Origin of the sequence: Humibacillus sp. DSM 29435, assembly GCF_001758225.1 — a bacterium.
GTDB lineage: Bacteria > Actinomycetota > Actinomycetes > Actinomycetales > Dermatophilaceae > DSM-29435.
Window position 1 is genome coordinate 1 of sequence record NZ_MAST01000009.1, and the last position, 13,777, is coordinate 13,777.

The window sequence follows — 13,777 nt, forward strand, 5'->3', positions numbered from 1 at the left end:
CACTGCTCGACCTCGATCGTGGCCGTCAGCCGGGGGCGTCCTCAACGCGGCATGATCGGTAAACCCATCGCCTGGGGCGGGACGGGACCAGACCTCGGACGGCCTTGGGCACTCTGGCGCTCACTTAACCTGGGCGACCCAAGATTCAGTTGGGCGGCTGAATGGCGTTGCCCTGGTCGATACGCGTCTTGGGAAGGCGCGTGGCCCGGTCAGCGGTGGGGGTTTTGAGGACCATTTCGGTGCCGGGCGATCGTTCGCTGATCGCAAGTGTGCCCCCATGTCGTTCGGCGATGCGTCGGGCAATGGATAGCCCGAGACCTGCACCCCCGCCTTCGACGGTTCGGGCGTGGTCCAGGCGCACGAAGCGTTGGAAGACCGTCTCGCGGTCCGTCTCGGGAATGCTGGCTCCGTCATTCCAAATCGTCACTTGCACGGTGGGTGTGCTTGTTCCTCGTCCACAGACCTCAACTCGAATCTCGAGCTCGTGCTCGGCGTGACGGGCCGCGTTATTGACAAGGTTGAGGAGCAGCCGTTCGAGGTCGGGACGATCACCGAGCAATAAGGCCTGCTCAACGTGAACAGTGAGGTGGAGGCCCGGGGTGCGGAGTGGATCGATGATTGCGGCCATGACCTCGGCCAGGTCAACGGTCGTGCGTCGATTGAGGTCAACGTCACCTTCGAGACGTGCGAGCAGGAGCAGGTCTTCAGCGAGTCGCTCGAGCCGTCGCGCCTGTCGCAATAGCGTGTGTGTTGTCAAGGCGAAGTCGGCCCCGCTCGGGTAGCGCTCAGCGACCTCCGCTACTGCGATCATGGTGGCGATCGGACTACGTAGCTCGTGCGCGGCATCGGCTACGAAAACCTTTTGGCGGGCGTCGGAGGCGTCGATGCGGCCAAGGAGCCCGTTGAGCGTGCGGGCTAGAGACTGCACCTCGTCCCGGGTAGCCGGTTCCTGCACGGAGCGTCCTAGGACGTCGGCTCGCACCTCCTCGACACGTCGTCGCAAGTGCTCGACGGGCCGCAGGGCTAACCCGACCGCGAACCAAACGACGAGGCCGATCGTGAGTAGGGCGCCTGGTACGAGCGTCGCGAGCACGTGCCGGGTGAGGGTCAGGAGTCCGGTGTCGGCGAACGGTGCGGTAAACACCTCCACTCGTACGGTCGTTCGCGCGGGCAGCCCCACCGCAGCAGCTTGAGCTGTCCCGAGCTCGGCAAAGGTGGCGACACCGAGCGCTACCTCGCCGGCGTGCTGGGCTGGTGTCGCCGACTCTGGGAGCTGAATCGACACTTGACGCAGGCGAGTCGACTTTTGAGAGGTGATCATGCCCTCGGGGTCCCATTCTCCTCCCGGGATCGCCTGACCGGCGCCGTAGACCCGAAGCTCCTCGCTCGAGGCCACCAGCTGCCGGTTTCTGGTGGAGACCTGGTACGGCAGCGGCGCCTGAAACTCAAGCGGCAGGAGACCATCAGTCAGCAGGCTCGCTATGCCCTGGAGTTCCAGCACAGCCGAGGCCTGCACGGCACGGTCCTGTACCGACTCGATGCCCCGGTAAGCGAGAACGGCCGCCGTGCCTGCGAGCAGGCCCGTAGCTATCAGGGCAACCGTGGTGATGCGGCGCCGAGTATGACCCCCGGTGGCAGCCCATGACCGCCGTCTAGTCATGACGTCGCCGCGAGTCGTCCATCAACCGGTAGCCCGACCCTCGCACCGTCTCGATCGACGTGCGGGCGAACGGAGTGTCAACCTTGCGTCGCAGGGCAAGTATCCGGGCCTCGACGAGGTTAGGTGTGGCCGGCACGTCGGGCCACAGCTCCGCGAGGATGCGGTCCTTCGCGACGGGTTCGTCGGGGTGGCGGGCGAGTAACTCGAGCAACGCAAATTCCATCCGGGTCAGGGCGATCTGAGTCTCACCTCGAAGGCAGGTTCGGCTGAGCAGGTGAAGATGGAGGTCCCCGACGCTGAGCTGTCCCTTCGAAGATGAGGCCCTGCGGATCAGCGCACGAAGCCGTGCGAGCAACACGGTGAACGTGAACGGCTTCGACAAGAAGTCGTCGGCCCCAGTATCTAGAGCATCGGCGTGGTCGTAGTCGCCGGTCTTGGCCGTGAGCACAATTATGGGCACCGTGACACCAGCGGCTCTGAGTTTTTCGATAACGGAGTACCCATTGAGGTGGGGAAGCATGAGGTCGAGCACGATCGCGTCGTAGTCGCCGTGGAGGCCTAGTTGCACGGCGGTCAGCCCATCCGGTGCCACGTCGACGGAGTAGCCCTCGGCCCCGAGACCGACCTTAAGAGCAGTCGCGAGGTCGGGCTCGTCTTCGGCGACCAGGATCCACATGAGGTCAGTATTTCGCGGGAGACGTGCCGGTTCGGTCGACGCTTGAGCCGCACGAGGAATGATCGACTATTGAAGAGGTGGCAGGCTCCCAGGAAAGACCTCGATTCTGCGCTGTGCTGTCCCCCTGGTGCGGGCGCGCGTGACCAGGGAGGACGAACACCACCAGGCTGGCCAGTCCCAGTAGAAGGTAGGTGTCGGCCAAAACCTTGACCAGCACGGGGCTGAGGTATTCCCGACCGTCGCCTGCGGGTGGGAAACGCACGACCCACCCGATCACCGCGCCGCCCCAGGCCACCCCCAGACCAAACGACAGCCGATGGAGCAGCGTGCGCGACTGACCGAGCGTTCCCCGAGAGAACGAGATCAGCCACGGCACCAGCAGCACTACCCACACCCAGTGATGGCTCCACGAGATCGGTGACACGAGTGGGCCTGCCACCGCTGCGGCGAGAAGGGCACCGACGGCATCGGTGCGCACCAGGCAGCGCACCGCCTGACTTGCGAGAGCCACCACGATCAAGCAGAGCAGAACGCGCACCAGGGGAACACCCCCGGGACCGCTCGCGCGCCAGAGGCCCCCCTCAATGGATTGATTACCCGCGTAGGCCACTCCACCCACACGATCGGCATCCCACAACGCGCCCATCCAGAAAGTCAGGGCCGACTGCGGCACCACGAGGATCGGGAGCCCAACACCGAGCATGACGGTCACGACAGATCGCCGCACCGTAGCCCAGTCGCCCCAGAGCAGAGGCAGGAGCAGGAAGATGGCCGGGGTCACCTTGATGCCAATAGCCAGACCGAGGAGAACCCCAGACCAGCGCCCGCTAACCACCAACAAGTCGGCCACGACCAAGGCCGCCAACACCAGATTGACCTGTCCGAACCCGACTGTGGCCGCGACGGGTTCGGCCGCAGCTGCGGCCAGCACCAACGCGGCCGTAGGCACACGCTGCAAGCGAGGCATGTCGTGGCGGGCAAACACGTCGCGGCGCACCACGACAACCAGAAAGTAGAGCGAGGCAAAGGACAACGCGGTGAAGACGATGGTTGCCACCAGAGGCGGGACCGCCGCCAGCGGCACAAAGAGCAAAGCCGACAGCGGAGGGTAAGTGAACGGCAGAGCCCGGGCCGAGCTCACATAAATCTGATCGAAACCACTGAGCACGCCCTGGCCACCCCGGCGGTACACCTCAAGGTCCACCGGTAGTTTGAACCACGAAACCAGCAGGGTCGCCGCGGTCAAACCGACAACTACACCGACAGCGAGAAAGACCTCGCGCGCCACCGGGCGCCGAACAGTTGCGGGGACCACAGGTAGCGTTTGGGCCGGTGGTGCAAGTCCAGCTGACATCTTTGCGGTTCTCCCCGATTCTCGGCCCGGCAACTGCGCGCGGCGAAACATGTGCGCCGCAAGTCATCAGCCTCCCGTCAGGGCAACACGCCAACCTGATGCCACCTGATCGGAATGTCAGGCAACGCTTCAGGAGTGCCGTGCAGGGCCGACCCACGAGGGCAATGGAGCCGGCGCAATGCGACACCATTCGCTAGGTCCGCTCAGTGGTTACTGGCCCGCCGAACTGAAGCACTTTCGAGCGGCTTTCACGGCACCTGGCCGTCGTTGCACCGCACCGCCTGCCGGAGGGTCAGGGCCAAATCTCTCGGACGTCAATGCACGTCACGCGAGGACCCAATCCAACGTCCGCACATCGGCATGAGAGTGAAACCAGCGGTAGGTGGCGAAACCCACTCTCTGGGTGTGATGTGACCTCCAGCTGGCGCGTCGTCGGGCACCTGCCTGGGGGTAGCCCGGAGCCCAAACCTTCAACCTCAACTTCCTTCTTTGGGCCGGCTCGTGCTCAGCACCTGGCCGAAAGTCTCAAAGTCCGTTGCAGTTGGTCTCAAAGTCTCAGGAATACTGACAAGTAAGTCTCACGAGTCTCAATCTCCGTTGCAAAACCGGCTCCACGTCTCAAAATCCCTCCTGCCGGACATGACAGCTGACACGTCAGGCCTGGGTGCGTAGGTACCGACCGAAGTGCGGAACGGTGAAGGCGATCTGCCCTCGTACTCCTGAGTAGATCAGGCCCTTTTTGATCAGGGCATCCCGGGCGGGTGAGAGCGACTGCGGCTTGCGACCCAGCACGTCCGCCACAGCCGAGGTAGGCACCGCGTCGCGCTCACCACCAGAGTCAGAGGCCGCTTGCTCAACCCGGCCGTTCGGGTCAGCAACAGAGCCCGAAGCATCAGCACCCCCTGAGATCGAGTTCAGCAGAGCGGCATCCGCCATGGCGCGCAGGTACTCCCGCTCGGCCGGTGTGGCGCGCTCGAAGCGCGAGCCGAAGAAGCCGACCGCCAGCTCGGACTCAGCCTCCGGCGCCGCGACCCGGATGTCGTCGCGCGTGACCGGTGAGGTCGGTGCGACGTCCCAGACGACCTTGCCGTAGGCCTGGATGAAGTAGGGGTAGCCGGCCGTGACGGCATACATCTCGTCGAGCGCGTCGGGAGTGAACGAACAGCCCTCCTCTGAGGCAGGGCCCACGAGGGCGCGATCGGCTGCCTCGCGAGGTAGTCGGTCGATGCGTGAGTAGCGAAACAGCCTCTCGGAGTATGACTTCGAGGCTGAGAGCACCGCCGGCAGATGCGGTAGGCCGGCGCCGACGACGATCACGGGCAGGCCCGACTGGGAGATCTCGTGGCAGGCCGCACACATGGCCGACACGTCGTCGGGGTGCAGGTCTTGCATCTCGTCGATGAAGAACGCGATGCCCTTGCCCACGTCGGCCGCCAGCCCACCGATGTCGGTGAAGAGCTCGACCAGGTCGATCTCGATGTCGCCCGAGTCGGCGCGGCCGGTCACCGCGGGAACGTCGATGCCCGGCTGCCATCTCTCGCGCAGCTTCGCGTTGGTCGGGGCGTCACGCTGCGAGAACGATTTGATGATGCCGAGCACCTGGTCGACGTCTTCGCCTCGCGGGTGCCCCAGCTCGCGCACCGCCTGGTGGGCGGCGGCGGCCAGCGGCCGACGCAGGCGCTGGTCGGGGCGCGCTTCGAACTTGCCGGTTCCCCACGACGCGCGCACGGCCGACGAGCGCAGGGCGTTGAGCAGCACCGTCTTGCCCACCCCTCGCAGCCCGGTCAGCACGATCGAGCGTTCGGAGCGGCCGCGCGCGATGCGCTCGAGCACGACGTCGAAGGCGCGCAGCTGCTCGTCGCGCCCCGCCAGCTCGGGCGGGCGCTGGCCGGCGCCGGGGGCGTAGGGGTTGGTGATCGGGTCCACGATCGCACGGTATACGCCGATCTAGTCGATTCCCGAGAGAAGCGCATACAGCGGCATCGGCGTGTCGCCCAGCCGTGGGTCACCAATCCAAGACGGCCACCGCTCCGAACCGCAGACACCTGCCCATTCACTCCGCCCACGCGTCCACTGCACGGGAGCCGCCATGCGACAAGTACGGAACGCCACCATCGCTGCCGCCTCCGTGGTGACCTGTTTCGCCTTCGTGGCGTGCACCTCGGAATCCCCGAAGCAGCTGGGCGGTCAGGACGTCACCGACCTCGCCGGCTCTCTCGACTACATCAGCGCGCGGTGGAGGGCCACGTTGGCCGGGCTGGGCCCGTCGGCGAACCTGCCTGCCGGCGCTCGCTGCTACGTCGAGGGCGCCGGCGGGCAGGCCCTCGGCAGCAGCGTCATCTGCGGCCCGGTCAGGCTCGCCGGCGACGGCGAGACCACCTGGCAGTCGCACGCCGTGGTCGGGTCGAACACCCCTGCAGGAGTGCGGCTCGTGCTGGCCGGCGGTGACGCCAACAGCGCGGCCCCGACCTTTCGCCCGGGGGCCGACGTCGGCCGCTCCTCGAACTTCGTCGACGCCGACGGTGTGCCAGTGCCCTTGGATCTCAACCTCGACCCTCCGGCCCTCGACCAGGCGGCCCCCGACGACCCGCAGCCGATGGCCGAGACCTTCGCCGACGGCACCCCGATCACCGTTCGCACACCCTCCGGCCCGGTTTCGCTCTCGGTCGCGCTCACTCCCGATGACATCGGGCCCGCGAGCCAGCAGCTCGCTCCGCCCACCAAAGGCTCGTTCGTGCTCGTGGCCGGCACCGACCTGCCGGATGCCGCTGCCGACGACGCCGACGTCTCCGTCGTCGTGAGCCACGACGGCAAGAGCGTCACCCTCCCCGTCGACCAGCTGGCCGGTGGAGTGTCGGTCGGCTTGGCCAAGGGCTCCGGGCCGGTGACGATCGGAGTCGGCTATGACGGTCTGGTCCAGCGCTTCGACGCTACGAACGGCCGGCGCCTCGGAAACCCGGCCGCGTCTCTCTACGACGGAATCGGCGACACGATCGCGGCCTCCTGCCCCGCCGTGGAGCCTGGAACGGTCGACGCATCAACGGTATCGGCAGGAGACACGAAGACCGGCAGCGCAGCAGGGGGATGGGAACAACGGTTTCACTGCGACGTCGTGGTGAACCGCAGCTCGTACCTGCCCGCCCCACCCAACGGCTCGCCGCGAACCGTGCAGGGTTGGGCCGGCGAGGGCCAGACCTGGGCCGTGGTGTCGATCGAGGCCGACGAGCAGACGGCCTGGGTTCGCGACGGCAAGCTCACGCAGTTCACGCCCACCTACTTCTCTTTCGGCACCCGGTTGCGGGTCGACGGTGTCGAACACGCGCCCCGGCAGCTCTACGTCGAGCAGGCCGACAAGGGCAACCCGGCCCGTGTGACCGCCATCTTCCAGGTGCCCGCCGGGCAGCGCTCGATGGCCCTGAGCTCGTTCGTCACCACGAACCTCACGCGTCCAGCCTCTACCGACGGCATCCCGACGTCCGGGGCGTTCACCTATCCGGCCGACGCCACGTTCACCTTCGGCGGCGCCATCGGGTGAGCCGGCTCCGAGCGCTTCAGGATCGCCGACCTTCGACCGGATGCCGTCCGCCGCCGCAGAGCGGCGGGCAGGTGCCCGGTTGGGGCCGGTTGCGGCAAGTTGGGGCGGGTTGTTGAGCTTATGTCGTAGCCGAACCAGCACCACCGACCCAGGGCAAAGAAGAAGCGCCGTTCCGCACGGTCAGGGGTGGTCATGCGGAACGGCGCGACCCGACTATAACGCGCTTGGTCGTGCAGACGTCAACGAATCGAGAAAACCTCGGAGGTTTCCGGTGGGTGGGCGATGGAGTCCTGCGCCTCGATGAGGAGCATCTCCTCCGAGCCACTCGCGTACGTCTTCTCGAGCACCGCGTACATGGTGGCGGCAGTGCGTGCCAGGGCCACCTTCGGACCGTCGGTGAGGTGGTGGGCGAGGAACACCGCTGCAGTCACGTCTCCGCCGCCCCGCACCGTCATGGGCAACAGCGGGGTCGACACGATCCACGCCCCATCGTCAGTCACACACGCCATGGAGATGACGCCGTCGGGTGTGTCGTCGACCAGCACGCTCGTCACGAGCACGACCCCGGGGCCCTTGGCGCGCAGCTCGTCGGCGGCGGCGAGCAGGTCGTCGCGCGTGCGCAACGTGCGTCCCACGAGGTACTCGAGCTCGAACTGGTTGGGCGTGACGATGTCGGCGTGCGGCACGACCGCGTCGCGCAGGAACTCCGGGATTCCCTCGCGCACGAAGAAACCTCGTCCGACATCGCCCATCACCGGGTCACAGCAGTAGATCGCGGCCGGGTTGGCCGCCTTGACGCGCGCCACCGCGTCGAGCACGACGTCGGCCACCGGTTCGGCGCCGAGGTAGCCCGACAGCACCGCGTCGATGCTCGGGAACGCGCCCCGTTCGTCCACCCCGTTGATCACCTCGGCCACGTCGGCGGGTGCGATTAGCGGCCCCCGCGTCGACCCGTAGCCGGTGTGGTTCGAGAAGGTGACGGTGAGCACGGGGTAGACCTCGTGCCCCAGACGCTGCAACGGGAACACGGCGGCCGAGTTGCCCGCGTGCCCGTAGGCTACGTGGGACTGGATCGAGAGGATCTTCACCAGGCTGAGAATAGTGCCGAACCTGAAGTGATTCGGCCCTGCCGTTCTTCAACGGTGCCGTGCGAAGATGGCCACATGAGCGAGATCCCCACGACGACGGTCCGAGATGTGGCTGACGACGCAGTCGTCATCGACGTTCGCGAGACCAACGAGTGGGTGGCCGGTCACGCCCCGGGCGCCATCCACATCCCCCTCGGTGATCTGCCCGAACGTCTGGGCGATCTGCCGGACACCGACTCGGGGCCGGTCGCGGTGGTCTGCCGTAGTGGCGGCCGCTCCGGCCAGGCCGTCGCCTGGTTGACCCAACAGGGCTTCGACGTGGCGAACCTCGAGGGGGGCATGAAGGCATGGCACGCGGCCGGCAAGCCTCTCGCGGGCGGCGACGACACCCGCATCCTCTGACGCCCTGCCTCGAGTGATGGTCGAGCGAGCCGGTGCCGAGGCCCTCGGCGCGGCGTCGCTTCGTCGCGCCATCGCGCGCACCCCGTCCCTGACCGCCCCGGCTGTCGTAGCGGTCGTGGGCGCCGGGGCGTGCGTCTTCGTCGCCATGGCCGATCCGACCACCCCGGCCGGCGTCACCCCTTCGTGTCCGACGAAGGCGCTCTTCGGCGTCACCTGCCCGGGCTGCGGCACCGCACGCATGCTCTACTGCCTGCTCCGCGGCGACCTCGTCGGAGCGGCCCACTTCAACGCGGTCGCCCTGCTCGCCGTGCCCCTGCTGCTCTGGTCGTACCTCGCCTGGGTCTGGTCGAAGGCGAGGCGGAAGCCTCTTTCTCGGTGGCAGGACTGGCGGTGGTCACCGGTGGTCGTGGCCGGGGTGCTGACCCTCTGGTTCGTGGTTCGGCTGCTGCCGATGGAACCGTTCGCCGCGCTGCGGGTCTGATCGTGACAACATCGAGCGCAACCCGAACAGACTGAGGACCCGATGGAACCGAACCGCCCCGACGACCCGAGCTGGACGCCGGCGCCCGACCCCAGCCGCGACTCGCACTCGGCCTGGGACGCTCCCGACCCGGCCACCACGCCGATGCCCCAGGCGCCGAACTACCCGCGGCCCGACTACGGAGTACCCGCGGCGAGCGCCCCGTACCCGCCCTACGGGCAGGGCTACGGGCAGGGCTACGGGCAGTGGCCCGCCCCGGCACCGTCGGCCTGGACGCCGCCACCGAACAACCACCTCGTGTGGGCCATTCTCGTCACGCTGTTCTGCTTCCTGCCCTTCGGAGTGGTGTCGATCGTCAAGGCCAGCTCGGTGAACACGCTGTGGGCGCAGGGCCGCTGGCCCGAGGCGTATGCCGCTGCGGCCTCGGCCCGCACCTGGGCGATCTGGGCGATGGCCACCCTCCCGCTCATCTTGGCCTTCTGGGCGGCGGTCGCTTTCGTCGGTGCGGTGGCCTGAACCGACCGGCCGCTGCATCAGGCCGGCGGCGCGGCTCAACTGTCGTGCCGGCATCCGCGCCATGTCGAGCTCACCCGGGCGGCAGCGGCCCGGGCACCGTGCACAGCAGCTCGCCCGGGCCGGGGGCACGGGCGGGGGCTGCGAGCGGGCCCGCCAGCCGATCGGTGACCGGACCTCCTCGTTCGGCGAAGTCGCCCACCTGAACGCAGAACTGCCAGGTGAACAGGTCGAGGGCGAGGCCCCGGCCCCCCGGCGACGCGAAGTTCTTCCCGGGCACGTCGAGCTTCGGGGGCAACGGCGCCCAGGCCCGTCCCGTGAGGGTTCCTCCTGCTGGAAGCGGCCGGATGCCGGTCACAGGGGCCGCGGCGAAGTCGACCCCGGGAGCGGTGTCGAACGCCTGCTTGCTGACCCGGAGCGACCGGTCGTGCAGGTACACCCAGGCGTGTTCGGGGTTGACCTCGGTCAGTGCCGCCGAGCCGAGGTCGGCAGGCACGAGGTCGTAGGCCGCCAGACTCTGCTGACCGTGGTTGACGATCGTGTACTCGACGAGCAGCCCCGGCTTCCTGCGGATGCCGTCTCCCGCCGGATACTGCGAGAAGCCAACTCCCATGTAGGCGCTCAACGTCACCTCCCCGGCCTTGACCGTACGGAGCACCCCGTTCGACACCCCGCCTGAGCCCGGGCCCGGTGTTCCCAGAGTTGGGGAAGCGCCCAGCGAGGTGCTGGGCGGTCCGGCTGGACCGGAGGGCGAGGAGGCCGGGGTCGACGAGGCCCCAGCCGGGCTTCCGAGCGGGCCGGTCGACGCGGCAGGGCCCGCCGGCGTCGCTCCCTCCTGGCCACAGGCGGCAGCCGGCAGCACCGCCAGGGCCACCAGGGTGGACAGCACGACAGACCGAAGACGCGTCATACCTCTACAGACAACCAGCCACCGTGAACCGTTGCATCAGCGAGGCAGACGAGGATGGGAAACCCGGCCATGCAGTCGCCGTCGACCCACCCACCGGGCGGAAAGTTAAGGTACCTTAACTTCATGGCAGCTCCGGTCCCACTCGTCGCCGACCGCCCGACAGTGCGTCGGCGACGGCCCGCGGTGCTGCTCGGCCCGGCCTTCGTCGCCGCGATCGCCTACGTCGACCCTGGCAACGTCGCTGCCAACCTCACCGCCGGCGCCGAGTACGGCTACCTGCTGGTCTGGGTGCTGGTTGCCGCCAACGCCATGGCCGTGCTCGTGCAGTACCTCTCGGCCAAGCTGGGCCTTGTCAGTGGCCAGAGCCTGCCGGAGGTGCTGGGCCAGCGGATGCCGCGCACCAGCCGGCTGCTCTTCTGGGGCCAGGCCGAGCTGGTGGCGATCGCCACCGACCTCGCTGAGGTGATCGGCGGAGCCATCGCGCTCAAGATCCTCTTCGGGGTGCCGCTGCTGTTCGGAGGCGTGATCGTCGGCGTCATCTCGACGATGCTGCTGGCGGTGCAGTCACGCCGGGGTCAGCGCCCCTTCGAGTTCGTCGTCATGGGCCTGCTCGCCGTCATAGCGGTCGGCTTTCTGGCCGGCCTGTTCGTCAGCTCCGTCTCGTGGGGTGAGGCCGCCAGCGGGCTCGTGCCTCGCTTCGAGGGAACCCCCACGGTGCTCCTGGCGGCAAGCATGCTCGGGGCCACGGTGATGCCCCACGCGATCTACCTGCACTCGTCACTCTCGCGCGACCGTCACGATGACGAGGCGCGCAGTCGGATCGGGATGCAGCGGCTGCTGCGTGCCACGAAATGGGACGTCGGCCTCTCGTTGCTCATCGCCGGCTCGGTCAACGTCGCGATGCTGCTGCTGGCCGCAGCCAGCCTGCCCGGGGTGGCCGGCACCGACAGCATCGAGGGCGCCCACGCTGCGATCGAGAACCAGCTCGGGTCGGCCATCGGCGTGATCTTCGGCATCGGGCTGCTGGCCTCGGGCCTGGCCTCGACCTCAGTGGGCTGCTACGCCGGGGCCTCCATCATGGGCGGGCTCCTGCGGTTCAAGGTGCCACTGCTGACCCGACGAGTCATCACCCTGATACCCGCCCTGGTCATCCTTGCCCTCGGGGTGAACCCGACCTGGGCACTCGTGCTGAGCCAGGTCGCCCTCAGCATCGGCATCCCCTTCGCCCTGGTCCCTCTCGTGCGCCTCACCTCTTCGCGGGCCGTGATGGGCTCGCACGTCAACCGCCCGGCGATGAAGGCCGCCGCCTGGTTGGTCGTCGTGCTCATCGTCGCGCTCAACCTCGTGCTCATCGCCCTCACCGTGACGGGTCAGGCCTGACGCAGACCGGGCCGACCGATGGCATGATCGGGGGCTCATCGCATGAGAGGAGGCCTGCGCATCATGAGTGTGGAGGAGATCACGCCGGTCGCCCAGGACTACCTCAAGGTCATCTGGTCGGCCACCGAGTGGGGCGGACCGGCGATCGGCACCAAAGAGCTCGCGCTGCGGTTCGGAACGACCGCGGCCAACGTCTCCGAGACGGTCAAGCGCCTTGCCACCCAGCAGCTGGTCGAACACCAGCCCTACAAGCCGGTCGTGCTGACACCGCGGGGCACCGAGCTGGCCCTCGCCATGGTGCGCCGCCACCGGCTCGTCGAGAGCTTCCTCGTCGAGACGCTCGGCTACGACTGGGACGAGGTGCACGACGAGGCCGAGCGCCTCGAGCACGCCGTGTCCGACACCATGATCGACCGCATCGACCGGCTTCTCGGCCATCCGGCCGCCGACCCGCACGGCGACCCCATCCCCGCCGCCGACGGCACCGTCACCCGGCCGGCGGGCACCGTCAACCTGAGCGAGGCCGCGCCCGGCGCGTTCACCGTCGTGCGCATCTCCGACGCCGACCCGGCCTGCCTCGGCCGGCTGCTGGCCGTGGAGGTGCTTCCCGGTGCCGAGATCCTGGTGCCCCACGACGCCTCGACGAAGGGCCAAGGAGCACTCTCCCCTCTCGGAACCCACCTCGAACACGACGACGTCAGCTCGGTCTGGGTCAGCCCCAGGGTCGAAGAGAGCGCGGCGACGTAGCTTCTGTCGTTGGACTCCCGGTGGTGCGCGCGGGCGTACAGTACGCGGCCATGCCCGTCGCGACATTGTCGGCCTCTCAATTGGTGAGTCGGCTCCGTGCAGGTGTGGTTCGGGCGCACCTTCCTCGGCGGCGTCCGGGCCGCCTCCACGATCTTGCACCTCAAGCCCTTAGGAGACGCGTTCTACTTCATGGGTGGGTGGTCAAGGCCACCCGGGCGTGGTTCGGGATCGCGCCGTCATCAGCGAGGGCGACCCACCCGCTGCGGAGCACAACGGTTTCGATGATTCCGTCGACGGCGTCGTCAAGGACGCCGGGGTGACTGGGGTCGGTGGCGGGTGTTAGGGCGTCTCCGTCGTTGCTGACCCGGGCGGGAGGGACGAAGCCTTCTTCGACGATGAGCATCTCGGGGCCGTTCCCAGCGGGCGGCGAGCCACGCAGCGTCGATCCCGTAGGAGGCCCGGTCCTGACCGCCTGCGCCGGTCGAGCAGGGCCAGGGCCTCGTCCTGTCGAGAACGCAGGTAGCTGGTGATGCTCGGGCGGTCAGGTCGGCCCCGTCGCTCGGGGACGCGTTGAGGTGGTGGCCGGTGACGACCCCGGCGAGCCGGGTCGTGTTCGGGGTCAGCCGGCGAAACTGCGCCAAGGCCTGCTCAGCGCCGATGATCACCCACGGGTACGGGTACGGGTACGGGTACGGGTACGGGTGCGCGCGCAGGTGGGCACCCAACGCCGGTCGACTGCCTTTAGGAAGGTGGTATCGCTCTTGGTGCGGCGTCGTCTCGAGGACTCGTCCCGATGGAGTGGGAACACTGGTGCCCCGGTCCTCGCTGGCGAACAGGGCGAGCGCCTGACTGACGGGGGTCCTGCGCGAGAGGTCTAGGAAGGTGTCCAGGCGGTGGATGAGCTCGGAGGCGGGCTCGTGTGCCTCGTGGGACCGACGCCCCCTTCGCTTCGGCGACGAGCCAGTCCAACATGACAACACCCGTGCTGGTCAGGCGTGGCCCGGGGGTGGTGGTCAGCAGCAGCGAGACGC

Annotated in this window: 13 protein-coding genes; 6 read left to right on the forward strand and 7 right to left on the reverse strand. The window is 68.1% G+C overall.

Features of this window, described 5'->3' with window-relative positions:
* Nucleotides 1-145: 145 nt before the first annotated feature.
* The 4 genes from BA895_RS07150 to BA895_RS07165 form a co-directional block, all read right to left on the reverse strand.
* Nucleotides 146-1,516, reverse strand: a complete 1,371-nt coding sequence (locus tag BA895_RS07150; protein WP_070191216.1) for a HAMP domain-containing sensor histidine kinase — start codon at nt 1,514-1,516, stop codon at nt 146-148.
* A gap of 136 nt (nt 1,517-1,652) precedes the next feature.
* Complete coding sequence (locus BA895_RS07155; protein WP_070191217.1) at nt 1,653-2,336, reverse strand: response regulator transcription factor; 684 nt, start codon at nt 2,334-2,336, stop codon at nt 1,653-1,655.
* A gap of 4 nt (nt 2,337-2,340) precedes the next feature.
* On the reverse strand, nt 2,341-3,624 hold the full coding sequence (locus BA895_RS07160; protein ID WP_070191218.1) for a glycosyltransferase 87 family protein: 1,284 nt from the start codon (nt 3,622-3,624) through the stop codon (nt 2,341-2,343).
* A 720-nt stretch (nt 3,625-4,344) separates the two neighbouring features.
* Nucleotides 4,345-5,616, reverse strand: coding sequence for an ATP-binding protein (locus BA895_RS07165; RefSeq protein WP_070191219.1), 1,272 nt, complete (start codon nt 5,614-5,616; stop codon nt 4,345-4,347).
* A 163-nt stretch (nt 5,617-5,779) separates the two neighbouring features.
* On the opposite strand from BA895_RS07165, the gene BA895_RS07170 reads away from it, so the two are divergent.
* The gene (locus BA895_RS07170; RefSeq protein ID WP_070191220.1) at nt 5,780-7,225 is read left to right on the forward strand and encodes a hypothetical protein; all 1,446 of its coding nucleotides are present in this window, start codon (nt 5,780-5,782) and stop codon (nt 7,223-7,225) included.
* A gap of 239 nt (nt 7,226-7,464) precedes the next feature.
* Here the strand turns inward: BA895_RS07170 and pdxY are convergent, their stop codons facing one another.
* A complete protein-coding gene (pdxY, locus tag BA895_RS07175; protein ID WP_070191221.1) occupies nt 7,465-8,313 on the reverse strand; it encodes a pyridoxal kinase PdxY in 849 nt (282 codons plus the stop codon).
* A gap of 75 nt (nt 8,314-8,388) precedes the next feature.
* Here pdxY and BA895_RS07180 point away from each other — a divergent pair, with 75 nt between their 5' ends.
* The 3 genes from BA895_RS07180 to BA895_RS07190 are packed head-to-tail and all read left to right on the forward strand — an operon-like array spanning nt 8,389 to nt 9,712.
* Nucleotides 8,389-8,715: a rhodanese-like domain-containing protein gene (locus BA895_RS07180; protein WP_070191222.1), complete on the forward strand. Its 327-nt coding sequence runs from the start codon at nt 8,389-8,391 to the stop codon at nt 8,713-8,715.
* A 16-nt stretch (nt 8,716-8,731) separates the two neighbouring features.
* Nucleotides 8,732-9,196, forward strand: coding sequence for a DUF2752 domain-containing protein (locus BA895_RS07185; RefSeq protein WP_083283082.1), 465 nt, complete (start codon nt 8,732-8,734; stop codon nt 9,194-9,196).
* Nucleotides 9,197-9,238: 42 nt separating this feature from the next.
* The gene (locus tag BA895_RS07190) at nt 9,239-9,712 is read left to right on the forward strand and encodes a CD225/dispanin family protein (RefSeq protein WP_217493850.1); all 474 of its coding nucleotides are present in this window, start codon (nt 9,239-9,241) and stop codon (nt 9,710-9,712) included.
* 70 nt (nt 9,713-9,782) lie between these two features.
* Here the strand turns inward: BA895_RS07190 and BA895_RS07195 are convergent, their stop codons facing one another.
* Nucleotides 9,783-10,619: a hypothetical protein gene (locus BA895_RS07195; protein ID WP_139142547.1), complete on the reverse strand. Its 837-nt coding sequence runs from the start codon at nt 10,617-10,619 to the stop codon at nt 9,783-9,785.
* A 123-nt stretch (nt 10,620-10,742) separates the two neighbouring features.
* Here BA895_RS07195 and BA895_RS07200 point away from each other — a divergent pair, with 123 nt between their 5' ends.
* On the forward strand, nt 10,743-11,999 hold the full coding sequence (locus BA895_RS07200) for an Nramp family divalent metal transporter (RefSeq protein WP_070191224.1): 1,257 nt from the start codon (nt 10,743-10,745) through the stop codon (nt 11,997-11,999).
* Between the two features lie 63 nt (nt 12,000-12,062).
* On the forward strand, nt 12,063-12,746 hold the full coding sequence (locus BA895_RS07205; RefSeq protein ID WP_070191362.1) for a metal-dependent transcriptional regulator: 684 nt from the start codon (nt 12,063-12,065) through the stop codon (nt 12,744-12,746).
* Between the two features lie 187 nt (nt 12,747-12,933).
* On the opposite strand, the gene BA895_RS07210 is transcribed toward BA895_RS07205, so the two are convergent.
* Nucleotides 12,934-13,149: a hypothetical protein gene (locus tag BA895_RS07210; protein WP_070191225.1), complete on the reverse strand. Its 216-nt coding sequence runs from the start codon at nt 13,147-13,149 to the stop codon at nt 12,934-12,936.
* Nucleotides 13,150-13,777 lie beyond the last annotated feature (628 nt).